27 protein-coding genes and 1 pseudogene are annotated in these 26,323 nt (G+C 27.4%); 8 read left to right on the plus strand and 20 right to left on the minus strand.

Annotated elements, in window-relative coordinates:
• Positions 1–33: 33 nt before the first annotated feature.
• Entirely contained in the window at positions 34–798 is a 765-nt protein-coding gene (locus TEGL_RS13180; protein ID WP_018592482.1) for a protein phosphatase 2C domain-containing protein, read from the minus strand.
• A gap of 104 nt (positions 799–902) precedes the next feature.
• Entirely contained in the window at positions 903–1,250 is a 348-nt protein-coding gene (locus TEGL_RS13185) for a hypothetical protein (protein ID WP_018592481.1), read from the minus strand.
• A 242-nt stretch (positions 1,251–1,492) separates the two neighbouring features.
• Between TEGL_RS13185 and TEGL_RS13190 the strand changes: the two genes are divergently transcribed.
• Positions 1,493–3,268, plus strand: coding sequence for a peroxiredoxin (locus tag TEGL_RS13190; RefSeq protein WP_338460345.1), 1,776 nt, complete (start codon positions 1,493–1,495; stop codon positions 3,266–3,268).
• Positions 3,269–3,314: 46 nt separating this feature from the next.
• Here the strand turns inward: TEGL_RS13190 and TEGL_RS13195 are convergent, their stop codons facing one another.
• Entirely contained in the window at positions 3,315–4,235 is a 921-nt protein-coding gene (locus tag TEGL_RS13195) for an AEC family transporter (RefSeq protein WP_018590228.1), read from the minus strand.
• A 25-nt stretch (positions 4,236–4,260) separates the two neighbouring features.
• Positions 4,261–5,211, minus strand: a complete 951-nt coding sequence (locus tag TEGL_RS13200; protein ID WP_018590227.1) for a calcium/sodium antiporter — start codon at positions 5,209–5,211, stop codon at positions 4,261–4,263.
• A 115-nt stretch (positions 5,212–5,326) separates the two neighbouring features.
• Here TEGL_RS13200 and TEGL_RS13205 point away from each other — a divergent pair, with 115 nt between their 5' ends.
• A complete protein-coding gene (locus tag TEGL_RS13205) occupies positions 5,327–6,028 on the plus strand; it encodes a hypothetical protein (protein ID WP_018590226.1) in 702 nt (233 codons plus the stop codon).
• A gap of 51 nt (positions 6,029–6,079) precedes the next feature.
• Here the strand turns inward: TEGL_RS13205 and TEGL_RS13210 are convergent, their stop codons facing one another.
• Entirely contained in the window at positions 6,080–9,148 is a 3,069-nt protein-coding gene (locus TEGL_RS13210; RefSeq protein ID WP_018590225.1) for a helicase C-terminal domain-containing protein, read from the minus strand.
• A 153-nt stretch (positions 9,149–9,301) separates the two neighbouring features.
• Between TEGL_RS13210 and pdaA the strand changes: the two genes are divergently transcribed.
• Positions 9,302–10,126 carry a delta-lactam-biosynthetic de-N-acetylase gene (gene pdaA, locus TEGL_RS13215; protein ID WP_018590224.1) on the plus strand — a complete coding sequence of 275 codons (825 nt, stop codon included), beginning with the start codon at positions 9,302–9,304 and terminating at the stop codon, positions 10,124–10,126.
• 39 nt (positions 10,127–10,165) lie between these two features.
• Here pdaA and TEGL_RS13220 read toward each other — a convergent pair whose 3' ends face one another.
• Positions 10,166–10,669: a hypothetical protein gene (locus TEGL_RS13220; RefSeq protein ID WP_018590223.1), complete on the minus strand. Its 504-nt coding sequence runs from the start codon at positions 10,667–10,669 to the stop codon at positions 10,166–10,168.
• 192 nt (positions 10,670–10,861) lie between these two features.
• Here TEGL_RS13220 and TEGL_RS13225 point away from each other — a divergent pair, with 192 nt between their 5' ends.
• On the plus strand, positions 10,862–12,247 hold the full coding sequence (locus tag TEGL_RS13225) for a hypothetical protein (RefSeq protein WP_018590222.1): 1,386 nt from the start codon (positions 10,862–10,864) through the stop codon (positions 12,245–12,247).
• Between the two features lie 187 nt (positions 12,248–12,434).
• On the opposite strand, the gene TEGL_RS13230 is transcribed toward TEGL_RS13225, so the two are convergent.
• Positions 12,435–13,244, minus strand: coding sequence for a MerR family transcriptional regulator (locus TEGL_RS13230; protein ID WP_018590221.1), 810 nt, complete (start codon positions 13,242–13,244; stop codon positions 12,435–12,437).
• 141 nt (positions 13,245–13,385) lie between these two features.
• On the opposite strand from TEGL_RS13230, the gene TEGL_RS13235 reads away from it, so the two are divergent.
• Positions 13,386–14,750: an MATE family efflux transporter gene (locus tag TEGL_RS13235; protein ID WP_018590220.1), complete on the plus strand. Its 1,365-nt coding sequence runs from the start codon at positions 13,386–13,388 to the stop codon at positions 14,748–14,750.
• Between the two features lie 60 nt (positions 14,751–14,810).
• Here the strand turns inward: TEGL_RS13235 and TEGL_RS13240 are convergent, their stop codons facing one another.
• From TEGL_RS13240 to TEGL_RS13255, 4 genes and pseudogenes are all read right to left on the minus strand, one after another.
• Entirely contained in the window at positions 14,811–15,002 is a 192-nt protein-coding gene (locus TEGL_RS13240; RefSeq protein ID WP_018590219.1) for a ferredoxin, read from the minus strand.
• 75 nt (positions 15,003–15,077) lie between these two features.
• The gene (locus tag TEGL_RS13245) at positions 15,078–15,317 is read right to left on the minus strand and encodes a glutamine amidotransferase-related protein (RefSeq protein WP_330370765.1); all 240 of its coding nucleotides are present in this window, start codon (positions 15,315–15,317) and stop codon (positions 15,078–15,080) included.
• 26 nt (positions 15,318–15,343) lie between these two features.
• Positions 15,344–16,054: pseudogene (locus TEGL_RS13250) on the minus strand (CTP synthase).
• Positions 16,055–16,081: 27 nt separating this feature from the next.
• Positions 16,082–16,195 (minus strand): ANTAR domain-containing protein, encoded by a 114-nt coding sequence (locus tag TEGL_RS13255; RefSeq protein ID WP_242827315.1) that lies wholly within the window; start codon positions 16,193–16,195, stop codon positions 16,082–16,084.
• A gap of 12 nt (positions 16,196–16,207) precedes the next feature.
• Here TEGL_RS13255 and TEGL_RS13260 point away from each other — a divergent pair, with 12 nt between their 5' ends.
• From TEGL_RS13260 to TEGL_RS13270, 3 genes are all read left to right on the plus strand, one after another.
• Positions 16,208–16,537, plus strand: coding sequence for a glutamine synthetase III (locus TEGL_RS13260; protein WP_026255060.1), 330 nt, complete (start codon positions 16,208–16,210; stop codon positions 16,535–16,537).
• A gap of 80 nt (positions 16,538–16,617) precedes the next feature.
• Positions 16,618–16,992, plus strand: a complete 375-nt coding sequence (locus TEGL_RS13265) for a hypothetical protein (RefSeq protein ID WP_018590215.1) — start codon at positions 16,618–16,620, stop codon at positions 16,990–16,992.
• Entirely contained in the window at positions 16,934–17,371 is a 438-nt protein-coding gene (locus tag TEGL_RS13270) for a hypothetical protein (RefSeq protein WP_026255059.1), read from the plus strand. The genes TEGL_RS13265 and TEGL_RS13270 overlap by 59 nt, the downstream gene beginning before the upstream one ends.
• 564 nt (positions 17,372–17,935) lie before the next feature.
• On the opposite strand, the gene TEGL_RS13275 is transcribed toward TEGL_RS13270, so the two are convergent.
• The 9 genes from TEGL_RS13275 to TEGL_RS13315 all read right to left on the minus strand — a co-directional run bounded on the left by TEGL_RS13275 (position 17,936) and on the right by TEGL_RS13315 (position 26,313).
• Positions 17,936–18,406 carry a hypothetical protein gene (locus TEGL_RS13275; protein WP_018590213.1) on the minus strand — a complete coding sequence of 157 codons (471 nt, stop codon included), beginning with the start codon at positions 18,404–18,406 and terminating at the stop codon, positions 17,936–17,938.
• A gap of 25 nt (positions 18,407–18,431) precedes the next feature.
• Positions 18,432–20,447: an ABC transporter permease subunit/CPBP intramembrane protease gene (locus tag TEGL_RS13280; protein ID WP_018590212.1), complete on the minus strand. Its 2,016-nt coding sequence runs from the start codon at positions 20,445–20,447 to the stop codon at positions 18,432–18,434.
• Entirely contained in the window at positions 20,437–21,225 is a 789-nt protein-coding gene (locus TEGL_RS13285) for an ABC transporter ATP-binding protein (protein WP_018590211.1), read from the minus strand. The genes TEGL_RS13280 and TEGL_RS13285 overlap by 11 nt, the downstream gene beginning before the upstream one ends.
• A gap of 160 nt (positions 21,226–21,385) precedes the next feature.
• Entirely contained in the window at positions 21,386–21,979 is a 594-nt protein-coding gene (locus TEGL_RS13290) for a S8 family serine peptidase (RefSeq protein WP_018590210.1), read from the minus strand.
• 102 nt (positions 21,980–22,081) lie between these two features.
• Positions 22,082–22,738 (minus strand): hypothetical protein, encoded by a 657-nt coding sequence (locus TEGL_RS13295; RefSeq protein ID WP_330370766.1) that lies wholly within the window; start codon positions 22,736–22,738, stop codon positions 22,082–22,084.
• Entirely contained in the window at positions 22,647–23,459 is an 813-nt protein-coding gene (locus TEGL_RS13300; RefSeq protein ID WP_330370751.1) for an MFS transporter, read from the minus strand. The genes TEGL_RS13295 and TEGL_RS13300 overlap by 92 nt, the downstream gene beginning before the upstream one ends.
• Positions 23,460–23,897: 438 nt before the next feature.
• Complete coding sequence (locus TEGL_RS13305) at positions 23,898–24,317, minus strand: hypothetical protein (RefSeq protein WP_018590208.1); 420 nt, start codon at positions 24,315–24,317, stop codon at positions 23,898–23,900.
• Position 24,318: 1 nt separating this feature from the next.
• Positions 24,319–25,704, minus strand: coding sequence for a rhodanese-like domain-containing protein (locus TEGL_RS13310; RefSeq protein ID WP_018590207.1), 1,386 nt, complete (start codon positions 25,702–25,704; stop codon positions 24,319–24,321).
• Between the two features lie 183 nt (positions 25,705–25,887).
• Complete coding sequence (locus tag TEGL_RS13315) at positions 25,888–26,313, minus strand: flavodoxin (RefSeq protein WP_018590206.1); 426 nt, start codon at positions 26,311–26,313, stop codon at positions 25,888–25,890.
• Between the last annotated feature and the right edge of the window lie 10 nt (positions 26,314–26,323).

Genomic DNA, 26,323 nt, shown 5'->3' on the forward strand with positions numbered 1-26,323 from the left:
AGCATATCTCCACAATACTTTAAACTTACATATCTATAACAAAATATTCACAAAAATTATACTTATATCATCTAAGCTTCCACTTTTACTCAAATCACTTAATTCCTTATGATAATTTTTTTCTAATTTTGTTTTTGAAAATATATTTTTATTATACATTATCAACGTACTATCTATATTATTTAACATACTTTTATATGAACTAAAGCTATTTTCAAATCCATCAGAATAGATTATTATATTGTTTATATTAATCTCATTAATTACAACTTTATAAATCATTTTATCATAAGCCTTATCCTCCGCTAAACAGTCAACTATATTCTTATTATATGAAGGTAAAACTTTTTTAAAATTGTCATCTTGCTTAATTATAATATCTCCATCGCCAATCTTTAAATAAATTATATAGTCTTTTTTAATCATTACTCCTAACAATGTAGTCCCATATATAAAATAGTTGTATTTAAATGCCCTTGGAAGTCTATTTTTAATATCTTGTTCAACTAACACTTTCCATCCATTGCAAATTTCTTTTTGTAATATTTTATTATCAAATAAAGTTTTGATTTTGCCAATATCTTCATCTGCATATTTTTTTAAAGTTTCAATAGCCACTTCACACGCAAATTTAGACCCTAAGTGACTATAAGTAAAAAAGTCACCACTATGACCATCTGCTACAGCACATATCAAGCCATCATTTATATAATCAAATTGCAAATAATCCTGTGATGATTTATTCTTAATTATATTTTTATATCCTACCACACTTTTGCTAAAAACTGAAAATTTCATATTTACCTCCCTAGTCAATTTACTCTTATAAAATAATATGTTTTAAATATTAAAAAACCGCAAATTTATTAAAAATAAATTGCGGTTTATTCAAAGTACATTGACTATGATATTCTTTTTCTCTTTCTGTGAATAGCTCTTTGTGTTTTTCTATCAGTTTTAGCAGGAACAGTTCTCTTTGATACCTTAATAGGTTTTGCAATAATTTGTTCCCATTTAAACGCACATAATATTAGAGATAAACATACTATAGCTAATCCAGCTAATATTAAATAATAACTAAACCTTATATTTACACCTAGTATTGCGTTAATTATAACTAGTATTAATACTACAGGACAACAAATTGCCGCCGACTGTACTGTAACCTTTAATATTCTTTCCCCTATTTTTTTTATGTGGTTAAACATATTTATGCATTTTCCTATTAACCTCTTAAATGCTTTCTTCATGCCCCTCACCTCAACTTTGTATATATTTATAAAAATAACATTATATCTATAATAATAACAAACTTATACAATATTGGCAATGTTTATAAATTATATTGTAGAAAAAAAAGTTATTTTAAAATCTAATGAAATCAGATTATTTGAACATAACCTTTTAATAGTAAATGGCTTAAATTAGTCACAATAAATCTCAATAATTAATAAAATAAATAGATATATAATTTTTTAAACGAGGTGATTTTATGGCATGTCTTCCAAATTTAGGAGAAAAGGCCCCTAATTTTAAAGCAAATACTACCTTTGGGCCTATAGAGCTTTCTGATTATACTGGCAGTTGGTTAGTACTATTTTCTCATCCAGGAGATTTTACTCCTGTATGTACTACTGAGTTTATAGCGTTTACAAACTTAGCTCCAGAGTTTGAAAAAAGAAATACTAAATTATTAGGACTTAGTGTTGATAGTAATACTTCTCACTTAGCTTGGGTATACAATATTTTACAGATTACAGGAATAACTATACCTTTTCCAATTATCGAAGATCGAGATATGAAAATATCAAAACAATATGGAATGATTTCCGAAGAAATGAGTTCAACTTCAACTGTAAGAACTGTATTTATAATAGATGACAAGCAAATTCTAAGAACAATACTTTATTATCCTCTTACTACAGGAAGAAATATTCCTGAAATACTTAGAATTGTAGATGCATTACAAACTTCTGATAAATGTAAAGTAGCTACTCCAGCTAATTGGCTACCAGGAACTCCCGTTCTACTTCCAACACCTAAAACTTTTAAAGAGTTGCAAGAAAGAGTTAATAGCTGTAATAAGGAATATAAATGTTTAGATTGGTATATTTGTTTTATTGAAGATGAGTGTAATAAATGTAAAAAAAGAATAAAATCTTCAAAAAAAGCAATTGAGAAAAATTCAACCTTCATGAGGCCTCCAATAGATGTAGAATTAAAACCTGACACATTAAACCCTAAATGTCCTGATTTAGCCCCTCTAGTTGGAGAATATGTTCTTGGTAACCCTAAGAATATAGACCCTAGCTTTTTAGACTTTATAATTTATGCCTTTGTAGAAATTAACTCTAATGGTGAATTAGTTGTTCCAGCACCAACATATCTAAAATCCTTAGTAAAACTAAGAGATACAAATCCAGACCTTCAAGTAATAGCTGCTATTGGGGGATGGGCAGCAGAGGGATTTTCTGATGCAGCTTCAACACCAGCATCTAGATATGCTTTTGCTAGAAATGTACAAAATCTTATACGTGATTATAAATTAGATGGAATAGATATTGACTGGGAATATCCTGGAAGTGGTGCTGCTGGAATTAAATCAAGACCTGAAGATAGAGAAAACTTCACACTTTTATTAACAGCCCTAAGAGATGTACTTGGACCTGAAACTTGGATAAGTGTTGCTGGAACTGGTGATTCTGGATATATTAACAGAAGTGCTGAAATAGATAAAATAGCTCCTTTAATCACTCATTTCAATCTAATGAGTTATGACTTTACTGCAGGGGAAACTGGTCAGAATGCGAAAAATCATCAATCTAACTTATTTGCTTCTGATTTCTCTTTACCTGGATATAGTGTGGATAATATGGTAAATAATTTAATTGATGCAGGTATGCCATCAGAAAAAATTCTTCTAGGTATACCTTTTTACGGACGATTTGGAGCTACCATAACTAGGTCTTATGATGAACTTAGAAAGTCTTATATAAATAGAAATGGATTTGAATACAGATTTGATAAAGACGCAAAGGTTCCTTATTTAGTTAAAGATGGCGAGTTTGCCATGTCTTTTGATAATGAAGTATCAATTTTCATTAAATCACAATATGTACGTCAAAATTGTTTAGGTGGAATATTTGCTTGGCAGTCAACATTTGATCAGGCTAATATCCTTTTAAGAGCTATGTACGAATCAATAAACAACCCTACAGTCTTTGAGAAAGAACTTCAAGATACTTTTGGTCAAATACCTTCTTTATAAAAAATAGTAAAAAGCTATGAACTAGAATATTCTAGTTCATAGCTTTTTAAATTAATAATATGTAAACCAATGCAGGTATTGTTACTACACTACATAAAGTAGTTATAAAAATAGTTTTAGATGCAAGATTTATGTTTCCTTCATACTCATTACAGAACATAATGGTTATAGTTGCTACAGGCATTGCTGAAACAATTATTATAATTCCAAGTATTAATTCATTTGCAACAAAATGTTTTAATATTAAGAAAAAAATTATAGGCATTATCATTTGTTTTATAAAAGTATATGGATACAATCTTTTTTCTAAAAATACTTCTTTTATTGGTATTTCTGCTAAAGAGGATCCTATTAACATCATTGCAAGAGGAGTAGTAATTCCTCCTATCATTGATGTTGTTTCTTTTATTACTAAAGGTACTTCTATATTTGTTAAATATATTATAATAGCAATAATTGATACTATAATCCCTGGATTAATTAAAGTTTTAATATCAAAAGATAATTTATTGCTTTCAGATATTAAGTAAATACCATAACTATAACAAAAAACATTAAATACTAAATTAACAATTGCTGCAAAAAACACAGCTTCACTGCCAAATATTGATTCAATTACTGGAAATCCTACAAAACCAACATTTGAAAATATGGTCATAAATTGATATAAATTTTCATCTTCTTTTGGCACTTTTAAAAACTTAGCTAAAACGATTCCTATAAAAGGTAAAATTGCATATAAAATTATAGCAAGCACAGCAACATCTAAAACTAATTTCGGATCCCCTGCTTTCTCTCTATTTACTACTGACGATAAAATAAGTGCTGGTGCAGTAATATTTAAAAGCAGTGACGATATCTTTTTATTCACATTTACATCTAAAATATTCTTTTTATTAGCAATATAACCTATTATCATTACTATAAATAAGACTATCATTTGATTAACAATTACTCTAATATCCATTACGTTCCCCCAATATAATAAAAATTTATTGTCTATATATTATAAAAATAAAATAAGAAATATATAGTAAATTAATAATCATGCCCTCAACTTTACTTATCTTTCTATTTGAGATAGCAAGAATATATACTATTAATGTAGACACTATCATTACAAACATATCTGTAAAAGCTTCAAGTTGCACAGGAACATTGCTAATACAAGATGATACTCCCAGAACAAATAATATATTAAATATATTTGATCCTACAGCATTTCCAATAGCAATATCGCTTTCACCTTTTTTCGCTGCAACTATACTTGTAGCTAACTCAGGCAGAGAAGTTCCAACAGCAACTATAGTAAGTCCTACTAAGTTTTCACTCATTCCCAAAGAAATAGCTATATCTGAAGCACTGTTTACTACAAATTTACCTCCTATTATAATACCTAAAAGTCCACCTATACTCAATAAAATACTTTTTGAAAGGGACATTATTTTATAATTTTCTTCATTAGTTTCATCGTTGCTATTTATAGCCATATCAACTAAGTAATATATAAATATAATAAATAAGGCTATAAATATTAACCCATCTGATCTTGTTAAAATATTTTCATTATAACCTTGAAACTTTACATCGTAAGCTAAAATAGCCAACACTATAGATGACAATAGCAAAAATGGAAATTCTTTAAGAATTGTTGATTTTTGTACATATATCGGTCTTATCATTGCAGTTACTCCAACAACAAACAATATATTAAAAATGTTAGAGCCAACAACATTCGCTATAGCCATTTCATTTTGTCCTCCTATAGCAGCTGTTATACTTACAGCAGCCTCTGGTGCACTAGTTCCAAATGCCACTATTGTAAGACCGATTATAAGGCTTGGTATATTAAATCTTTTAGCAATAGAAGATGATCCTTCTACAAAAAAATCTGCTCCTTTAATTAAAAATAAAAATCCAATTAATAAAATTATGTATGTCATTTTTGTCCTCCTAAAAGTCTTTTTTATTAGTTTGTATTAATACTTTTATGTTATGCAGAGTATATTTTTTAAACAAAAATAGATAATATTTGTATAAATACTTAGGAGATGTGAAATGAAGAAAAAATTTATAATTACATTTTTATTATTTAATATTTTACTATGTTTTGGTTGTGAAATGAACAACTTGAATAATAGTAAAAATCAAACAAAATTAACTACTTCTGATATAAAGCAATTGGTTGGTGTTACATACGGTGATGTTGAAAAAATTTATGGTTCTCCAGAAAAATCTACTTATTATCTAAATAGAAAAGACTTATCTTTTGTTCATCATAACCATATTAGTCTTAGAGATTTTAATCACTACGCCATTATAAAAGCTTATTATGATATTGATAAGGATGACTCTTATGTTATACTTTGGTACAAAGATAATAAAGTTATAAAATCTTCATTTAATGAAGCTGACACAGTTAACGAAGATTATTTCGAGACAAGTATAAATAATATGGATATAAAAATAGATTATAATAAAAATTTTTCAACCTTAAATAAAAATTTTATTACAGATAAATATAGAAATTATATTGGCAATAACATTAAAGAATTTAATACAACATATAATTTGATTTGTCCACAAATAGCAGTCAATTTAGTAAATGAAAATAAAATACTTTATTTTTATGATATTAAGAGCAATCGACATTTGAATAAACATACATTATTTATAATTTGTCATAATAACGTAATAGATGAAATTAGCATTATCAACTCTTCTAATATATGTGAAACTTTTTTAGATTGTCTAAAGTAAAATTTAACTAATAAAAAAGTACATGAGTAATTCATGTACTTTTTATAGACTCTATTTTTTATCAAAACTATCTTTATTGATTAAATATTTTAAGTCAAAATATTTTAGTAAGTAGTTTTTTTCATCTTTTATTTTAATCTTTGCATTTATAGATCTATTGTTTATCTCTTCATTAAAATATTCTTCAATCTTCATTTTATTATCCATGTTTCTAATTATTTCATTATTACTAATATCACTTATTAAATCTCTTATTACTTCTTTTCTACATAGGGTTAAATGATGATTCACAATGCTTGAAAGATTAAAGTAATTGGTATTTATTATATCACAATGATGCAAATCCTTTCTTAGCCTATATAAATTTTCTTTTCTTCCCATATCAAATATAATAAAACATCCATAGTCGTATTTACTTCTAAGTATTCTTCCCATGGCTTGTTTTAATTTAATTATCATTTGAGGTTGGTTTACATCATAATAAGTTTTATTAAATTTATTCATTATAGTTGAGTAAAGAGGGTCTTTAGGATTTAAGTTAGGAATTTTGTCTAAGGTCACACAAGTTAGCCCATCTCCTGGTACATCCACCCCTTCAAAACAACCTTTTGAACCTAAAATAACACATTTTTTATTAAAATCTTTTAGCAATTTTATATATTTTTTGTTCATGTATATTTCTATATCTTTTTCATGAAGAAATTCTTTCAAAATCTCATAGGTCCTTTCTTGTCTATCTTTTGAGTTAAATAAAGCTAGTATATGACCATTGGTGTAATGTGACAAGCTGCCTATTACCCTACTCATGTCTTCTGTAAATTCTTTGTTTTTGTAAGAAGATATATCACCTAGAGTAATAATCTTTATTCTTCTTTTATAATCAAATAAAGGTTCAATTACCTTTTCTTTATGAATAAATCTGTCTATCCCTAAAGTATTAACAAAATGTTTCATATTATTATTTACTGTTAGGGTTGCTGATAAAAATATGCCTGAGTTTAAAGAAGATAATATTTTTTCTTCAAATAAATCAGCTACATTTAAAGGAACAACTTGAAATAAGAAGTTATCAAAATCTTTGTGAAGAGTAACAATTCTTGCATATAAATCAGCTTCATTGTACTCTAAAAATACTTCTATTGTATTTTTTAAAGCTTCCAAGTCCTTTACCTTGCTTTCACCTTGTTTGTAAGTGTCATTTTCTTTATCCAAATTATCATCATCCATTTGTCTGTCCAAAATGTATAAAATAGATTTTAAATTAGAAAGAATTTTGTCTAAGGAAGTTTTTATACAATCTCCGTATTTTCTATATGTTATATCTACCAATCTTTTGTCTTTATATAAAGATCCGGCTTTTTCTTCACTTTGAAGATTTATCTCCCAGCTTAAGTTGTATTTGGAAAAAGTTGAGTAATTATTCATTTTTCCATACTCTAAAATATATTCAGCTTCTTCAATTATAAGATTTATTTCTCTACTTATTTTAGACTTATTGTTTGCTTCCATTTTTATATAATTATAAAACCTGTCAAAAGGTTTAAGTGACCTTTTCTTTCTACTATTATAAGCAAAAGGGCTGTTATGTACTAATTCAAGAGGATAAATTTCTTGTAAAAAATACTTCAAACTTCTGTATTCCACTTCTGAAGCAAAAAATTCATAACCTTTTTCCACTAAATTATGTGCTTCATCTACGATTAAATTTTCTATAGGCTTTTCATCTTTATAAGGCCATCTAGCGAGAAGTGAATGATTAACCACAGTTATATCTTCTTCTTGTAACTCTTCTACTCTTTTTTTGTAAAGACATTCTTTGTAACATTTCTTTGGTTTACAAAGATTAGGATCACAGAAAACTTGTCTTAAATGAGTTATTATATCTGGAAAATGATTTAAAATCCAATAATTTATCTCTTCAATATCTCCATAAATTCCTTCTCTCACAAGTCTTTCTAATATGATTAAAGATAATATTTCATTATGACTACATTTATTGTTATCGTATTCATTAACATATTTTTCTAATTTTTCTACACAAATATAATTACTTTTTCCTTTAATATACCCAAAAGATATTTTCCCCTCCAATCCAAGAGATTGTATTACATTTGGAATATCTTTTTTTATAAGTTGTGTTTGTAGTTCCTTTGTGTCTGTGGAAATAATTATTCTTTTATGGTTTAAATAACTTTCCATTATACTTGGTAGTAAATACCCCACACTTTTTCCTATACCTGTTGGAGCTTCTATACAAGCAATATTCTCTCCTCTTGTGTTCATAGTCTCTCTTATGATTTTACTTAATTCAAATTGACCTGGCCTAAATTCATAATTAAAGCCTTTTTTACTTTTCCAAATTTCACTGTTCTTTAATAAATACTCATAGCAAAATCTATTATCTATAAGAGTATTTTTCATATTTTTTTTATTTTCAGCAATAGTTTCATCATCTTCATAAATCACATCTAAGTCTTCTAAATTGTGATTTCCTTCATCAATAATGTGACTCCAAATCCATTTGTTTAATCCAAATCTATTTAAAGTAGAATTAATTTTAAAAGTCAAATTTTCAAAAGTTCCACTTTTACTTTCTTCATTTTTCAGTCTTAAAAGCAAAGCATTTACTACTTTTATTGTATCTATAACATCATCTAAAGCTCTGTGTTTTTCACAAGATAAATCCTTTGTCAAAGTATTTTTTAAATACTCTAAGTTGTATTCTTTATGATAAGGCTCTAATATAGCCGACAGTTCCATAGAATCTAAAATTTCATTTTTTATCTCAGGAATATAATATTCTAAAAATTTCTTTTGTAATTCTCCATTATGACAAATTATTTTTTTATCTCCTAAAAATTCCTTTAACTTATTTTTTATATCATATAAATTTGGTGCTTTACTTAATTCCTCTTTTTTTAAATTAGTGCAAAAAGAAAAAATTTCAAGAGGCACTTCTTTTTTATTTTTAATTAGAGTATGAAAAGAAGTTGCTTTATTATTATCTATTTTAATAGCTCCAATTTCTAATATTTCAGCTTTAAAAGGATTTAGTCCACTAGTTTCTAAATCAAGAAAAACCACATTTTGTACTATACTTTTAATTCCATTTATATTCATGACTCATCCTTTCATAGTTTATTAAAGAATTTTTTTACTTAACCTTATTATATTACCACGAAAGTAATTTAGTTTAATCATAAATTTATTATATTCCTTTTGGCAATAATATGTATAGCTAAATTTCAATAAGACAGAAATGGAGGTTTAGATTTGAAAAAAAATAGCATAAATAAATTAATAATTATAGGTGCATTTTTATTAGTTTTTGCATTTGTCATTGCTAATAACAATTCAATATTCACCAAAATGAAAACTCAAATATATTCCAAAGATATTAGTACCGAGGAATATAACTGGTATTTCAACCCTCGAGAAGATGGTAAACAACCTTTACCAATAAAAGAAGCTGATTTTTTCAGAAACTACAACACTTATTATGTTGGAAATCCAAATGAAAAAGTAATATATTTAACTTTTGACTCTGGTTATGAAAATGGATTTACTAATCATATGTTAGATGTATTGAAAAAACACAACGCTCCAGGTAATTTTTTTGTAGTTGAAAGTTATATCAAAAACAATCCAGACATAATAAAAAGAATGGAAAAAGAAGGACATTTAGTATGTAATCACTCAGTAAGTCATGTTTCTATGGCATCTATTCATGACGAAGATAAGTTTAAAAAAGAGATTTTAGATGTGGCTAAAACATATAAAGATGTAACAGGAAAAAAAATGCCTAAATATTTTAGACCACCAATGGGAAAATTTAGCGAAGAATCATTAAAAATGACTAGTGATTTAGGTTACTCATCAATTTTTTGGAGTTTTGCTTATGTTGATTGGTACAACAACCAACAACCTACTCACGAATTTGCTAAAAATAAAATATATTCTAGAACTCATCCTGGTGCCATAGTTTTACTTCACTCAAATTCAAAAACTAATAGCGAAATATTAGATGAAGTAATCACACACTGGGAAGAAGAAGGATATACTTTAAAATCTTTAGATTACCTAAATAATAAAAAATAAAAGTTTAAAAAGCTGTAAGATTTTTACTTACAGCTTTTTCTATGCATCCACAAAAACTTCTTTACCATTATAATCCCCTATCCAATAAGGTTTATATATACTGCTAACTTCTAAAAGTCTAATATTTTTTATAATATGTTTATCTATGGAATTATTCTTAATCTTACTATCAAAATAATTTAAAATTTCATTTTTTACTTTTTCAATTATATAATCTTCTTTAATATTAGATTTTTTTATACAACTTCTAGCAATATATCTTTTAACAGTTTGTGGTACACACTCAATTGACTTAGAATGTCCATTATAAGTATTGACCATCATAATTATGTTATTGTTCATATCATCATTTCTAAAGTTATTCTTATTTTTTCTTCTACTAATAATCTCATATTTTAGTATTTTATATTCCACATATTCTAGATGTATATTTTCTACTTTTCTATTAAATTGATCAATTTTACTTATTAATGGTGTCTTTCTAAATATATGTTTCATTGCATCTTTTTTTCTTACTTTTATCTCTATAGAATCTGCTAACATATTTATCCTCCTTAATAAAAAGATGACTAACTAAAAATTAAAAATCCTTCTATATTATATTAATCAATCTTGTCCTCTTATGTTTGTACAAATTAAATAAGTATCTAAATATACTTATTTTTCCTTTATAGAATAAAAATTAATTCTTTGTTAAAACTAAATTCGTCATATAAATATATTTGGGAGGAAAATATGAAAAAAATAACTACTATTGCTTTAATATTTTTTATTTTTTTTACGTTCTATATAGAAACAGATGGAAATGTTTATATTGAAAGCAATGCTACTGAAGATAGGTCCATAACTATTGATAGTCTAATTCCCAAAAGAGGCGAACAAAATATAATTTCTACCCCAGAAATCAAAATAGACTACAGCAGTAAATTTATTATAAATAATTATAAACTCTTTATTAACTATAAAGAAGTAACTAATAAAACCATACTTACGTCTAAATATATTTACTATAAATGCGACACAAAATTAAAAAGAGGTGTACAAGTTGCAAAACTTGAAATTCCAACTGAAAATAATAAAGTAGAAGAGATAGAATGGTATTTCACCGTTGGAACGCCTTTTTATAATAATTATAGGGGAATTTTCTTTAACAACACTAAGGAATTAAATATGCTTACTTCTTATGATGATTTAAATAATATATGTAAAAACACAAATCACTTAGATTATGTTTTTATTACCGAAAAAATAAATAACAAGGAAAATAATAAATTAGATACTCATCTTGAAAGCAAAAAATATAAAAAATTAATTGATTGTTGCAATAAATATACTAATAATAATGATTTTATTTCTATCCCAGGCTTTGAATTAAGTACAAAGCTAAAAGGTGAAAAAAGTAAAACTGAGGTCAACGCATTTAATTGTGAACATCCTTTTTTGTTTAAAGACAATATAGACCTTGAGTTACTTTATAAAAAATTATTCTATTATGAGGATGACTTAGTTTGTCAATTTAAAGCAAATAATAATTTAAGTAATATTGATTACTTTAAATATTCACCTTACGGTGACAAGGTTATAACTTTACTTGAATTAAATAAAAAAAGGAATACTAAAGAAAATAGGGACATATTAAATTTAGACGCATATAAAGAAGCCTTAAATAACGGTTGGCACGTAAGTCCTATAGCATGTGAGTACAATGAGTATCCCAATGTGAATATTGGAAAAGATCTTAGAACTACTATACTATGTGAAGATTTAAGTAGAAGTAAGATTATAGATGCCATAAAAAACAGAAGGATATATGTAAGTGAAGATAATAATGTGGATATATATTTTTCATTAAATAAAATGCCTATGGGAAGTGTAGTAAAATCTCCATCTTACGTTAGGATTATTGCAAGTGCTATTAATAATGATGACTATGATAAAATAAAAAAAATAGAAATTTTTAGTAATAATAATGAAATAATATATACAAAAGAATTTAATTCAAATTATGCAAAAGTAGATTTCACTTTAAAGCCGCCTTTGAAAAATACCTACTATTTTGCATTAATAACTGAGGAAAGCAATAAAAAATCTGTAACTTCTCCAGTTTGGATTGAACCATAGAATTATATTTTTTTAATAATTCTCCTTGTTTTCTTCATATTTCCGCATTAAATAATATACTCTTTCTAAATATTATACCATATTTTTACATATAGTACAGTATGATAAGGTAGTAACATTTTTGTTGCTACCTTATAACATATCATTTTTAACAAAAAAAGATGATGTTTTTCTTTTAACATCATCTTTAACATTTAATAGGTATTTGAATTTCAGTGATAAACTCATCTTTATTTTCCGTTTCATGTATATCTATCTTGTATATTTCCATTGGATTACCTGTAATTATTAATTTGTTTTCCTCAATAAAGTCAAACATATTTTGTATATGTTCTTTGTTATTTGCATAGTCTCCACTATAAGTTAAAGTTACATAATAACCTTCATCGAATACTATATTGTGTTCTTTAGCATTATCTTTTAGTAAACAAAATACAGATTCAAAATCTGTAGTTATGCCATTTTTAAGTGAGTCTACCTTAAATACAGATCCCACATTGTTGTTTCCTAAAATACCAAATTTATTATTATGATCTTTTTGAAGCTTTTGTATTAATAAATCAAAATCCTCATCTCTTTTAATTTGACCATTTAATATTAGACCCTTTCGTCTTTTTAAATAAGATAATTCTACACTATTTAAGTTTGAATTATTAGCAGTATTTTCTATAGATTCCATTCTCTTTCTCATATTTTCTTTTTGTTTTAATAATTTTAGAATCTGATCATCTAGTAAAGTTATGCCGTTTTGAAGTAATTTATTAGTAGAATTTAAATCTCTATTTCCTAAATACTCTTTAATCATTTTAAAAGAGAAGCCTAAACTTTTTAATTCTTTTATTAAATTCAGTCTCCAAATATCAGAAACACTATAAAGTCTATATCCATTGTCGTCTCTAGTAGGTTTTATTATTCCTATCTTTTCATAATACATAAGTGAATCTCTACTCATGTCGTACATTTCAGATATTTCTCCAATTTTGTAATAATCTTTCATTTTTGCTCCTTTTTTAATATATACTGAAATATATTATTTCACAAAGAAAAGTATTTTTCAATAAATTTAAAAATATTTACTGATTTTTATTGACCTTGGTATTATACCAAGGATTAATATATAAGCATAAGGAGTGATACAATGACAAAAAATTTATTTAAACAATTTCTAAGGTACTTGGGACCTTCTGTTGTTGCCATGTGGGTTTTCTCACTATATACAATAGTTGATGGTATATTCGTTAGTAAGGGCGTTGGAGAACTGGCCCTGGCTTCAGTAAATATTTCTATGCCTTTTATTAATTTAGTATTTGCCGTATCTGTGTTATTTTCTACAGGTGCTTCTACAGTTATAGCCATGTATCTTGGAAAAAAAGATTTAGAAAAAGCAAAAGAAGCTTTTTCACTTAATCTAGTTACTATTACAGTTCTTGCAATTATAATAACAGCTACATCTATTTTGGGCCTTGATTATCTAGCTAAAATTTTAGGTGCAACCCCAGATACTATAAGTTATGTTAAGGATTACTTATTTATAATCTCTTTATTTAACATATTCTTTATTGTTTCTTATTCTTTAGAGGTTATTGTAAAAGCTGATGGTTTTCCATTCTTAGCAACTATTGGAGTAGTAATTTCAGCTATAACTAATATCGTTTTAGATTATATTTTCGTTATAGAGCTTGGATATGGTGTAAAAGGTGCCGCCTTTGCCACTGGTATAGCTCAAGTACTTTCAACTGTATTTTTCTTAAGTCATTTTTTGAGAAAAAAATCAAATTTAAAATTTGTTAAATTCAAATTTAGTTTCGATACTATTAAAAGAATAATTTGCTTAGGTTTCCCTGATTGTACTTCAGAATTAAGTGTAGGGATAGTTACAATATTATTTAATCAAACCTTACTAAGATTAATAGGTCAAGATGCATTAATATCATATAGTGTAATCTGTTATGTTAATACTCTTATATTAATGACTATGATTGGAATAACTCAAGGAGCTCAGCCTTTGATAAGTTTCTACTTTGGTGCAGGAGAAATAGACAAAGTAAATCATTTATTCAAAATGGGACTTAAAACTGTTTTAATAACTTCTATTGCAGTATTTGCCTCATCTATTTTATTTACAGGCAATATTACAAGTTTATTTATTAATCCTGAGGAAACTCAGTTATTTAATTCAACAATTTCTGTATTTAAATTATATTCAATTTCTTTCTTATTTGTAGGATTTAACTTAATTATCTCTGGATTCTTTGTAGCCATAGAACAGCCTATATATTCTTCCATAATTTCTCTTGGAAGAAGTTTAGTATTAGTAACAATAAGTTTGTTCTTATTAACTACAATATTTGGTGGTAATGCCATATGGGTTACAACTGCTGTTTCTGAATTTGTATGTTTAGTAATTGCCCTATCTTTATTATTCAACTTTTTTAGAAAGAAAAGATTAAATTCAGAAAACGAACCATCGTCTAAAATTATGAAAGATTCCATAGTTTTATAAATCTATACTCCAATATAGATAAAAGGCATGTTATTAAATTTAATAACATGCCTTTTTTATTTAGTCATCAATATCGATTGCATCAACTGGACAACTTTCACAAGCTTCTTTTGCATTTCCAAGTACATCATCTGGTATATCTGTATTTATTGCATGAGCTATACCATCATCAGTCATATGAAAAACCTCAGGACATACTTCTGGGCATGTTCCACATCCTATACATAAATCATCATCAACATAAGCTTTCATAATTACACCTCCATATTTTTCTATAATATGGTTTTATAATTCCCAATTATGTTTAATATATTACATTTTTTACAATTATTTCTTAACTGTAGACTTAATAAATTCTTTGATTATTGGATTTGATCTATTGGGTCTACTTTTAAATTCTGGATGATATTGTACTCCTACAAAAAAAGCATTCTTAGGTATCTCCACCGACTCTACCAAAGTATCATCAGGAGAAGTTCCTCCAATAATCATTCCTGAATTTATAAACTCCCCTCTGTATTTATTATTAAATTCATATCTATGACGATGTCTTTCACTTATATTCAGCTGGCTATAAGACTATTGTTTTATTTTCAATTGCACAATCTTTTTGCATTACAAAATAGTGAGATTTTTTGTTTGATAGACTCATCGATAGGTTCTTCTGAACGTGTTACTATTATATTAGGCATGATTCCAAGAGATTGGAGTTGTTTTACAGAATGTTGAGTTGGTTTAGATTTGTACTCACCTGAGCTTTTAATATAATGAACTGCAGTTACATGTATGAATAAACAGTTATTTCTTCCTACTTCTAGATACACTTGTCTTATGGCTTCCATAAATGGTTGACTTTCTATATCTCCGACTGTTCCACCTATTTCGCTAATTACAATGTCTGATTCACTTTTTTCACCTACACGGTAAATAAATTTTTTTATTTCGTTAGTTATATGAAGTATAACTTGAACAGTATCTCCTAAGTACTCTCCTTTTCTTTCCTTGTTAAGTACGTTCCAATATACTTTTCCTGTAGTTAAGTTAGAATATTTGTTTAAATTTTAGTCAATGAATCTCTCATAATGACCTAAATCTAAGTTAGTTTCAGCTCCATCTTCGGTTACGAAGACTTCACCATGTTGATAAGGACTCATGGTTCCTGGGTCCACATTTATGTATGGATCTAGTTTTTGTGCAATAACCTTAAGATTTTTTACTTTTAATAATCTCCCCAAAGACGCAGCGGTTATCCCTTTCCCAAGACCTGATACTACTACACCTGTTACAAATATAAATTTAGTCATATTTATATTTCCCTCTTTACATATGTTTTAATATTCATAAATTTTTAATATGTTTTTAGCAACTTCAATCTTTGTAATTCTTAAATCCATTGCTTGCTTTTCAATATATTTATGTGACTCTTCTTCACTCATTTTACTCATTAGTTCCAGCCAATGACTGGGATAACTGCTGAAAAACACGATAGCTTTATCTCGCCTACTGATGACGGTAATATTGTAATGGAGTTTTCTGTCAAAGAATTAATAAAAGGAGAACGTGATGAATCTTCATTTCCATCTGGAGGACTTAGAAGTACTTTTGAAGCGAGGGGATATACAGTGTGGGATCCAACCTCTTATGCTTTTATAAGAGATACTACTTTATGCATACCAACTGCTTTTTGTTCTTATTCTGGTCAATCTTTAGACAAAAAGACACCTTTATTAAAATCTATGGAAGCTATTGATAAGGCTACAGTAAGATTATTAAATATTTTAGGTTAAAATGAAGTAACCAGAGTAGTAACTACTGTTGGTGCAGAACAAGAATATTTTTTAATAGATAAAAAACTATTTGAAAAAGAATGGATTTAAAATTCTGCCAAAGAACTTTATTTGGAGCAAAACCACCAAAGGGTCAAGAAATGGAAGATCATTACTTCGGTTCTATTAAACCTAGAGTGGCAGAATTTATGAAAGAATTAGATATGGAGCTTTGGAAACTTGGTGTTTTATCAAAAACTAAGCATAATGAAGCGGCTCCATCTCAACATGAATTAGCTCCTATTTTTACAGTTACTAATCAAAACCAAATTGCAATGGACTTAATGAAAAGAATTGCTGATAAACATAGTCTTGTTTGTTTATTGCACGAAAAGCCTTTTGCAGGTGTAAATGGTAGTGGAAAACATAACGACTGGTCACTTTCTACTAGCAAAGGAAAAAATCGAACCAGGTAAAAAACCTTATGAAAATAAAACATTCTTATTATTATTCTCTGCAATTATTAAAGCAGTAGATGAATACCAAGACCTACTTAGATTATCAGTAGCAAGTGTAGGAAATGATCATAGGTTAGGTGGCAACGAAGCTCCTCCAGCTATAATTTCTATGTTTATAGGTTCAGACTTAAAGAAAATACTAAAATGTATTGAAAATGATTTGCCTTATAGCGAAATTTTTCTAAACACAATGGATATAGATGTTGATGTTCTTCCATCTTTTATGAAGGATACTACAGATAGAAATCGTACTTCGCCTTTAGCTTTACAGGGAACAAATTTGAATTTAGAATGCTTGGCTCTACTTGTAATATTGTATGTCCTAATACTATTTTAAATACAATTGTAGCAAATAGTTTATGTGAGTATGCAGATATATTAGAAAAAAGTACTAATACAGAGGATACCATCAGTATGTGCTTATTCAAATTCCTTAACTGATACTGCTTTAAACAAGAAATCATTAATCTGTGATATTGATTGTAACTTAGAAATTTCTTTAGTGAAAAAACTTTCTTCTTTAAATTCTTGTTTAGACATTAAAATTGAAAAGCTGAACAATTCATTATTAGAGAGTAAGAATTTCACTAATCCTAAAGAAAATGCTGAATTTTACAGAGATAATATTAAAGCACAAATGCAAGAACTTCGTGCTATTGCAGATGAGTTAGAGACAATAGTTAGCAAGGAATTTTGGCCATTCCCTACTTATGCAGACTTGTTATTTAGTATATAATTAAAATATAAAAAAGAAAGCCTTACTATAAATTTTTATAGAAGGATTTCTTTTTATATTTTAACTCAAGCACTCTTTATACTTGTGAACAACTTAATATCTATGAATCATAGTGAATAATTATAATAATAACCATAATTTCAAAAGTTTAAATTAGTTAATAACTTATTTTATTGATAAAGCTATTAATTCTAATATATACATACTAGTTTTCCTTTCATTTTTTTTCAATAAATTAAAACAAATTTTTAATTCTTCATACTTTTCATCTAAACTTATATCTTTATTATTTACCTCTTCAATTAAACTAACTATTTCTTCTAAATCATTTTTATATTTTACATCATTCTCTTTAATAAACAGTTTAAAATCTTTCAATTTTTCTTCAATATTTTTTAATTTTTCTTCTTTAATCATTTCTTTTTTATAGTCAAATAAACATGTTTTGATTTTCTCTAAATCCTTTTTGCTATAGTTCCAAACAACATTATTTTCATTTTTACTTATATTATTAATCTTATTTCTATATTTATCTTGTAGCTCTTCTATGGCTATTACTACCTCCATATAATCATTATCTTTTAATACTTCTTCACATCTATCCAAATCAAATTCTACTTCTTCAATACTCAACAATTTATTATCTCCTTTTGTTATTTTTCTATAAAGTTTTATTTTCTTTAAATAATAAAACAGCAATGCCTATAAACAAAATGCCTAAACCTATAAAAACAAGTAATTGATTAAATGGCAAGTAATTGACAGTATTCATTTCAACATTTTCAAGAACATTTGAAGAAACATAACTTACAACAACTGCTAATCCGTTATTTATAAAATGCATAAACATACTTACGCCAATAGAATTAGTTTTACATACTGCATATGCAAAAGATATGCCTAGAATTGATGTAGGTATAATTCTGATAAAATCCATATGCATCATGCCAAATAATATTCCAGAGGCAATCACAGCTCCTCTGTAAGATTTTTTATTGTGTTTAAAAGATGTTAGTATGAAACCTCTAAAAAATAACTCTTCACAAATTGCTGGCATTACTGCTACCAAGCATAAATTTAAAAACAAGTTATCCTTCATAAACAAAGCATTATTTAATCCTTCTATAATCTCTTGGTTTTGTGGAAAATAGTATAAAGTTATATTAGTTATTACAAATACAATTAAATAGGTTCCAATCCAAAGACTAAATGCTCCAACTAAATATTTAAACTTAGGTAATTTCAAGGAAAATACCTTTTTAAAATCACTTTTTATATAATAGGCAAATAAAAGGGGCAAGACTAAGATCATAATTTGGGTCAAAGCAATACCAGTCATTTTAAATTTCAATTGAACATAACTTCCTACATAAATTAAAAGCACCAATCCAACAGCATATAAAACAACTCCATCACTTACACTTGGCATAGTATACTTTTGTATATTACTTCTTTTTTCTAAGAAGGAAAAACTCTTTCTACTTCCAAACAATATTTCTTCAGAATTAAACATTTTTGACAATAAAATAACTGCTAAAATTACAAAGGCAAAGTTTGATATAAATACTAATGCTATTAATCCTAAGCTAGACTCAAAAGTAAGTACACTCTTTATTAATAAAGATATGTTTACAACAGGTATTACAGCAGTAATTCTATCTAAGTTTAGGTTTGGTATCATAGATGCATAAGAAGGTATAAGCACCAAAAACATAATTGGCGTAATATAATTTTGTGCATCTTTGAAGCTTTTTGCCAATGAGCAAACACACATACTTACCGCTGACACTACCATGGCAAATAAACAAACACAAATTATTGTTATAAATAATGGTGACGCCAATGCTAAAGTGCTCAAACTATGAGAAAACATCTGCCCTGTCATATTTCCAGTTGCTAAAATATACATTAAAGTCATCAAAATAGATACAACATTTAAAATTGCCGTTACAATTGCACAAACAGATACTGCCATATATTTACCCATAACAAGTTCTAAGTTAGTAATAGGCAAGGTAAATAAAGTTTCTAGTGTGCCTCTTTCTTTTTCTCCTGCCATAGAATCAATAGCTGGATAAATAGCCCCAAGAAGCACTCCCATAATCAAAATAAATGGAAGTATTTGACCAAGAACAAGTCCTGCCAACTCTTCATTTTTAGCCACATCAACAGTTTCATATGCTATAGGTTCAAGGGTTTCTTTCACATCTAAGTTAGACTGCTCTATTTTATTTTTAACTTTACTATCTTTGTATGAAGAAAAAACACCTTCTAATTTACTATTTATGTTTGATGAATTGTCTTTTGATGAATTTATATATATCTTATAGTTTTCTATTTTGTTTTCACCTTTTACACTTATGTATGCATCAATAGAGCCTTTTTCCAAATCTTTTTTATAATTATTAGTATTTACTATATTAATATGTCCACTACTTTCATCCTTAAAGTTTTCAATTGTTGATATAAGCTCTTTGTTAGGATGTTTTTCAAAAGCTATATTAATATCTTCATTTTTAATACTATTTATAGACAGAGTCATAACTTGAGACATTATTAACATGAGAACAGGATATAAAATTAAAGGAAGTATAATTCCCATAAATAGAGTTTTCTTATCTCTAAGAATATCTATCATTTCTTTCTTAAAAATAGCTTTTACCATTTTACTCCTCATTTAAGCTCCCCCTTTCACTTGCTAAGTTTATAAATATGTCTCTAAGGCTACTTGTATTATACTTAGATTTAAGTTCTTCACAACTGCCTTCAGCTATAAATTCACCCTTATGTATCATATAAATCTTGTCACATAGAATTTCTGCTTCCTCCATGTAGTGAGTTGAATATAATACAGTCTTTCCTCTATTTTTCTCTCTTTTCATAAAATCTATAATTGATTTACTGCTTATTACATCTAAACCTAATGTAGGCTCATCAAATATGTATATGTTTGGATTATGTATAAGACATCTTGCAATAGAGGTTCTTTGTGTTTGTCCTGTAGATAAGTTTTCTATTCTATTATCAATAAAACTTTCCATATCCATAATTTCTACTATACTATGTATAGATTTTTCTATTTCTTCTTTTGACATATCATATAGACTTCCAAATGTAGTTAAAAGTTCCCTAGGAGAAAATCTATTATATAGCTTTGTATTTCCTGATAAATATCCTATTTCTTTTTTAGCTGCATTTTTATCTTCTTCATAGTCATAGTTTCCTATTTTAATTTGTCCAGAAGTTGGAGTTAAGATTCCTCCAAGCATTCTAAGTAGCGTAGTTTTTCCTGCTCCGTTTGGTCCTAATATTCCAATAATTTCTCCTTTTCCTATTTTAAAAGATAAATTATTTACTGCTAAAAATTCTTCTTTTTTTGTTTTAAACTTTTTCTTATTACTTTTATCTTTTACTTGTCTAGTAAAGGATTTGCATAAATTTTCTACCTCAATCATTAATAAACCCCATTTCTTCTTCCCCTTAATAATTACTTTTTATATAATTATATCATTTCCATTTGCTGTAAATCCATATTGTTTATTGATTAAAAATAAAGATTGCCTCAAAAATGAATTTTAAGGCAACCTTTATTTTTTAATTTTTATATCTACAGTTTTATTTTAAAACATTCTTAGGATCCATAAATACTAATCCATTACCTTGAAGTGTTCTGAGTATTGGTAGAGTACTAGTATTTTTTATTAACTGACCATATAATTCAGCTTCACTTAATTTTCTTCCAAATTCTTTTTTTGACCATTCTATTAAAAGAGCTAAGAATCCTGTTACATGAGGCGTTGCCATGCTTGTTCCTGACAAAATTTCATATTTCCCATTTAAGAAAGTAGATGTTATATTTACACCATAATTATCATTTGATGCTGCTATTGTTCCACATACATGAGTCCCATGGCCATTGTAATCTTCATATTTATTTATATTACTATTGTCTTCAGTAGTAAAATTTTTTCCACCTATTATTCTATTTTGTAAGTCTTTATGAGTTGTATCACACCCAGAATCAATTACTGCAATTTTAATATTTTTACCTGTAATTCCTTTACTCCACATAAACGGTGCATTTATCATGCTTACACCATCTGGAATATAATCTTTATCAGCAGTTATGAATATATTTGATTTTCGGACTACATCTTTATTATTAATAATGGGAATTTGTTTTACAATTATTTTTTGTAAGTTTTCCAATATTTTCACCACCGTAATATTAAAGCGAAAATGTTCTTTTGAAATAAAAAATAGCCTCAACATAAGTTGAGACTATTTTATTTAAAAGTATATATTTACTTATTAAGCATTTAATGCTTCGTCTTCGTTTTCATCTTCAACAAGAGTATTTAACTTCTTATCCATTGACCAAAGAACTACACCACAAGCTACAACTATTCCACCAACTACAGCATAAGCTGGAGCAAATGAATATTTTGATAAGAATTCATATAAGTATCCATAACATTTACCAGCTATGAAAACTGCAAATGGCCAAACACCCATCATAAGTCCTAAAACTTTTGCTGGAGAGAATTTAGATATAAATGAGTTTCCAAGTGGTGAGAATACCATTTCACCAACTGACATTAATATACCTACCATTACTATCCACATTAAGTTAGCTTGTCCATCTCCTCTAACTACTTCTGCAAGAGCCATAACACCAAATGCAGCACCAAGAAGTAACATACCTAAAGCAGTTTTCTTGAACATACTTAAATCACCTTTTGGTGAATTTGCACGTTTAGTCCAATAAGCTGCAAGAACTGGTCCAAGAGCTATACAGCAAAGTGCATTTAATGAATCAAACCAAGCAGAAGGAACAGTAAAGTTTCCAATTACCCAGTTAGCTTTATTAGCTGTTTCAACATCTGGTCCCCAGTGATATAATACTGGCATATAAGTTAAGTACCAAACTACCCAGAATACTATTGAGAATACAGTTACAAGAACTATAGCTGCAACTCTTTTCTTTTCTAATTATAGTAAGAGGTTTATTATCTTCTTCTTTCTTAACTGCAGTTTCTTTTACTTCACCAGCTTTGAAAGGTTTTTTACCAACCTCTCCCCAAGCAGCTTTACCAGCAAATAGTAACCATAAAGCATCTAAGAATAATAATCCTGCACAAACTAAGAAAGTAGGTCCATATCCGTATGCTGCAACTATAAATGCAATAAAAGTAGTTCCTATGAAAGACCCTATGTTAACAAATGAATATTGCACTGTAAATGCAGAGTCAAGTTGATCTGGATCATCGAATAGTTTACCATTTATTCCAGAAACATTTCCTTTAAAGAAACCTGTTCCTATAGATACAAGTGCTATCATTCCCCATAATAAAGCAGGAGATCCTTGAACAGCTGATTGCCATCCACAAACATATCCAAGACCCATTAATACTGCCCCTAATACAACACATAATCTAGGGCTAACCCATCTATCTGCTATATAACCACCAAATATTGGTGTTAAGTATGTGAATGCAACTAAGTTTGCACTCATTTTTGCCCCTTCTACAGCATCTAGTCCAAGACCACCTTTTGCTACTGTAGCAACTATAAATACACCTAATAACCATTTTGATGAATAGAATGCCATTCTTTCAAGAGTGAAAGATAAAGCACATACATAAAAGCCAAAAGGGTATTTCTTTTTAGTTTTTACTGTGTTTTCCATGTACTACCTCCAATATAGTTTATGTTTTTTATTAGAGATTTCCCAATGCCTAGTCACTATTAATCTTCTGCCTTAAATAATAGGTCTCTTTATTTACTTATCTGCATGATTCCATTTTTTTGACTGGTTCATTTGGAAACTTCTAAATATGTAATGTTTATTTACCATACATAAATCTCATGATAGTCCTTAATGTCAAATATGGTTTAAACATCTTCTAGGAATGCAAAAACTAATTTTACTCCCCATACAAAATGTACCAGAAATCGTTATCGTAGTCAATTTAAAAAATGTATTTTTTTGTCATAATTATTTTATTAATATAAAAATCATTTTAAACATTCCGACTATTTCAAATTTTATCATATTTTTATGTTAATAGCCTTAAAAAAGAAAGCTATGGTGAAAAATGTCAACCATTTTTTCCATAGCTTTTAATTATATTAATATAAATATTTTTATTATTTCAATTACTAATTCTAAAACTGCAACTAAAATCATAAATGGATAAACTAATAAAGACATCAGTGTTGTACTAGTTAACATCCAAATTAATAAAATGCAACATAAAATACTTATTGTAAAATCTAATAAAGTGTGAGTTTTTTTCTTTTTAAAGATATAATAAGCCAATGCTATAAGTAATAAAATCATTACTATTCCAATAATCACTTTAAATGTAAGAACATTATCTGTTGTAAAAATTTCATTATTATATTTTGATTTATAAAATCTTAGATGATGATTTACTCCTGCTTTTTTACTAGACAAATCATGGACTACTTTTAGCCCAACTGCCATTGCTATTTGAACAAAAGTAAATATATAATAAAATATTTTTTTAACTGTTTTACTCATATTATTTTGTAGGATCTCCTGTTACATATGGATTCCCTTCATTACTCCATCCAATCCATCCATCTGAATATAAAGATGTATTATCTAGTCCCATTACCATAGCATCCCAGTAAGTCTCAGCAGCTCTCCATCCACTTCCACACATAAATGCTAAGTGATTATTTAAATCTATTTTACAATCATCTTTCCACATAGATAATATTTCATATCCATTTCTCATTGTTTTATCTGCATTTCTATAATAATCCATTGAACTTGAATCAGTTTTTCCTGCATATCCATATACAGCGCCTTCTATACGGCCTTTAATTTTATGATAACTATATCCACTTTCTTTACCTATATATTCATCCCAAGTACGATTATCTACAAGTGTATAATCATCTTTTTTCAAGAATTCTTTTGTTTCTTTTATTGTATCTATCATATCTGGATTTGCTGGTGCATCTACTCCAAAATTACTTTCAGCTTTTGCTTTTATACCTTCTTTTTCTAATGCATATCCTTTTTCATTCCATACATCAAATCCACCACTCATTACTCGAACATCTTGCACACCTAAATATTTAAGTATAATAGCATATCTACAAGCTGCAAGTGGCTCTGGACTCGTAACTATTACACAATCCTTAGAAGTTATTCCATTTTTTAAAGCTAAATTTACTAGGGTTTTATCGTCATTTAATCTCCACTCTTCTATATTATTAACATATACTTTTGGAGTCTCAAAGTCATCTGTATTTATATGAACTGCAGATGGTATATGTCCATCTAAGTATCCTGATTCTTTATCATTTCCCCATCTAACATCTACAATTTTTATATTCTTACTATCTGTAAAGTTTTCTGGAGTTTTTCCATCTACTATTTCTTTCACCATATCTGCTGGAACATACATATCATAATTTTCATATGATTCTAGTTCTAAAGATTTGTCTTTAATCCATTCATTAGCATCGTAAGTTGATACATTTTTTATCCCATTAGAAGATAAATAACTTGCAACTTTACTTGCATCTTCTCCATTTGTATCATATACAATTGCATTTTCATAAGACTTTAACTTTTTATTTTCTATAGCGTCTGATAAATAGTCATCTTTATTATCTGCCTTAGATTCTAGCCAATCTGCAGAAAAATCTGTAGCCCCCGGTATATGACCACCCCTTGATACACCTTCAGTAGCCCAACCGCTATATACATCATTTCCTCTTGCATCTACAATTATAGTTTTTTCATCTTTTAACGATTTTTTTACATCATCTGTTGCTACTACTTTTGTCTTATTTCCTTCACTAGTTTTACTTTTTTCATTACTTGCACAACCTACAACAAACATTGCTGATAGAGTTGCACAACAAACTAGACTTAATAATTTTTTTTGCATGTTTTCTTCCTCCATTATTCTGATATGTAGCACTTGTATTATATCTTTCCCAATAATATATGGTCAAATTAATATTTTCTATAATAAGTATATTTATATAGAAAAAATCTATAAATAATTATTCTATAATAATAAAAACCATATACTTACTTGTTAAGCATATGGTTTTGCATAATCATTAATTTAATTAGAGTATTTTTCTCCTAACGCTACTAATTGTTTTAAAATATTTTCTTCTGGAGATTCATTACATATTATACTTTCTTCAACTATTATTCCTCCGCAATTTTTAATTCTTTCTTCCCAGTCTTGCATCCACTCTCCATCACCCCATCCATAAGAACCGAATAGAACTATCTTTTTACCACTTATATTATTTGATATACTTTCCATAAATGGCTCCATCTCACTTTCTTCTAATTCCTCTACTCCCATAGACGGACAACCTAAAAATAATATATCTGCTTCTTTTACATCATCCAATGTAGCTTTATCAACAGTTAATAATTTTGAATTTCCATTATTTTTGCTACCTTCAAATATAGCTTGTGCCATAGATTCTGTATTTCCCGTTCCGCTCCAAAATATTATATTTATTTTATTATTCATAATTATTCCT

Origin of the sequence: Terrisporobacter glycolicus ATCC 14880 = DSM 1288, from assembly GCF_036812735.1 — a bacterium.
In the GTDB taxonomy this organism is placed as follows: domain Bacteria; phylum Bacillota; class Clostridia; order Peptostreptococcales; family Peptostreptococcaceae; genus Terrisporobacter; species Terrisporobacter glycolicus.

Coding starts and splice junctions, on each gene's coding strand:
- TEGL_RS13285 (WP_018590211.1), bottom strand. CDS start 21,225: ATGATTGAGGTAGAAAATTTATGCAAATCCTTTACTAGACAAGTAAAA.
- TEGL_RS13280 (WP_018590212.1), bottom strand. CDS start 20,447: ATGAGGAGTAAAATGGTAAAAGCTATTTTTAAGAAAGAAATGATAGAT.
- TEGL_RS13315 (WP_018590206.1), bottom strand. CDS start 26,313: ATGAATAATAAAATAAATATAATATTTTGGAGCGGAACGGGAAATACA.
- TEGL_RS13205 (WP_018590226.1), top strand. CDS start 5,327: ATGAAGAAAAAATTTATAATTACATTTTTATTATTTAATATTTTACTA.
- TEGL_RS13310 (WP_018590207.1), bottom strand. CDS start 25,704: ATGCAAAAAAAATTATTAAGTCTAGTTTGTTGTGCAACTCTATCAGCA.
- TEGL_RS13210 (WP_018590225.1), bottom strand. CDS start 9,148: ATGAATATAAATGGAATTAAAAGTATAGTACAAAATGTGGTTTTTCTT.
- TEGL_RS13200 (WP_018590227.1), bottom strand. CDS start 5,211: ATGACATACATAATTTTATTAATTGGATTTTTATTTTTAATTAAAGGA.
- TEGL_RS13305 (WP_018590208.1), bottom strand. CDS start 24,317: ATGAGTAAAACAGTTAAAAAAATATTTTATTATATATTTACTTTTGTT.
- TEGL_RS13185 (WP_018592481.1), bottom strand. CDS start 1,250: ATGAAGAAAGCATTTAAGAGGTTAATAGGAAAATGCATAAATATGTTT.
- TEGL_RS13260 (WP_026255060.1), top strand. CDS start 16,208: ATGACTGGGATAACTGCTGAAAAACACGATAGCTTTATCTCGCCTACT.
- TEGL_RS13240 (WP_018590219.1), bottom strand. CDS start 15,002: ATGAAAGCTTATGTTGATGATGATTTATGTATAGGATGTGGAACATGC.
- TEGL_RS13255 (WP_242827315.1), bottom strand. CDS start 16,195: ATGAGTAAAATGAGTGAAGAAGAGTCACATAAATATATTGAAAAGCAA.
- TEGL_RS13195 (WP_018590228.1), bottom strand. CDS start 4,235: ATGGATATTAGAGTAATTGTTAATCAAATGATAGTCTTATTTATAGTA.
- TEGL_RS13180 (WP_018592482.1), bottom strand. CDS start 798: ATGAAATTTTCAGTTTTTAGCAAAAGTGTGGTAGGATATAAAAATATA.
- TEGL_RS13300 (WP_330370751.1), bottom strand. CDS start 23,459: ATGGAAAACACAGTAAAAACTAAAAAGAAATACCCTTTTGGCTTTTAT.
- TEGL_RS13230 (WP_018590221.1), bottom strand. CDS start 13,244: ATGAAAGATTATTACAAAATTGGAGAAATATCTGAAATGTACGACATG.
- TEGL_RS13235 (WP_018590220.1), top strand. CDS start 13,386: ATGACAAAAAATTTATTTAAACAATTTCTAAGGTACTTGGGACCTTCT.
- TEGL_RS13225 (WP_018590222.1), top strand. CDS start 10,862: ATGAAAAAAATAACTACTATTGCTTTAATATTTTTTATTTTTTTTACG.
- TEGL_RS13265 (WP_018590215.1), top strand. CDS start 16,618: ATGGATTTAAAATTCTGCCAAAGAACTTTATTTGGAGCAAAACCACCA.
- TEGL_RS13220 (WP_018590223.1), bottom strand. CDS start 10,669: ATGTTAGCAGATTCTATAGAGATAAAAGTAAGAAAAAAAGATGCAATG.
- TEGL_RS13190 (WP_338460345.1), top strand. CDS start 1,493: ATGGCATGTCTTCCAAATTTAGGAGAAAAGGCCCCTAATTTTAAAGCA.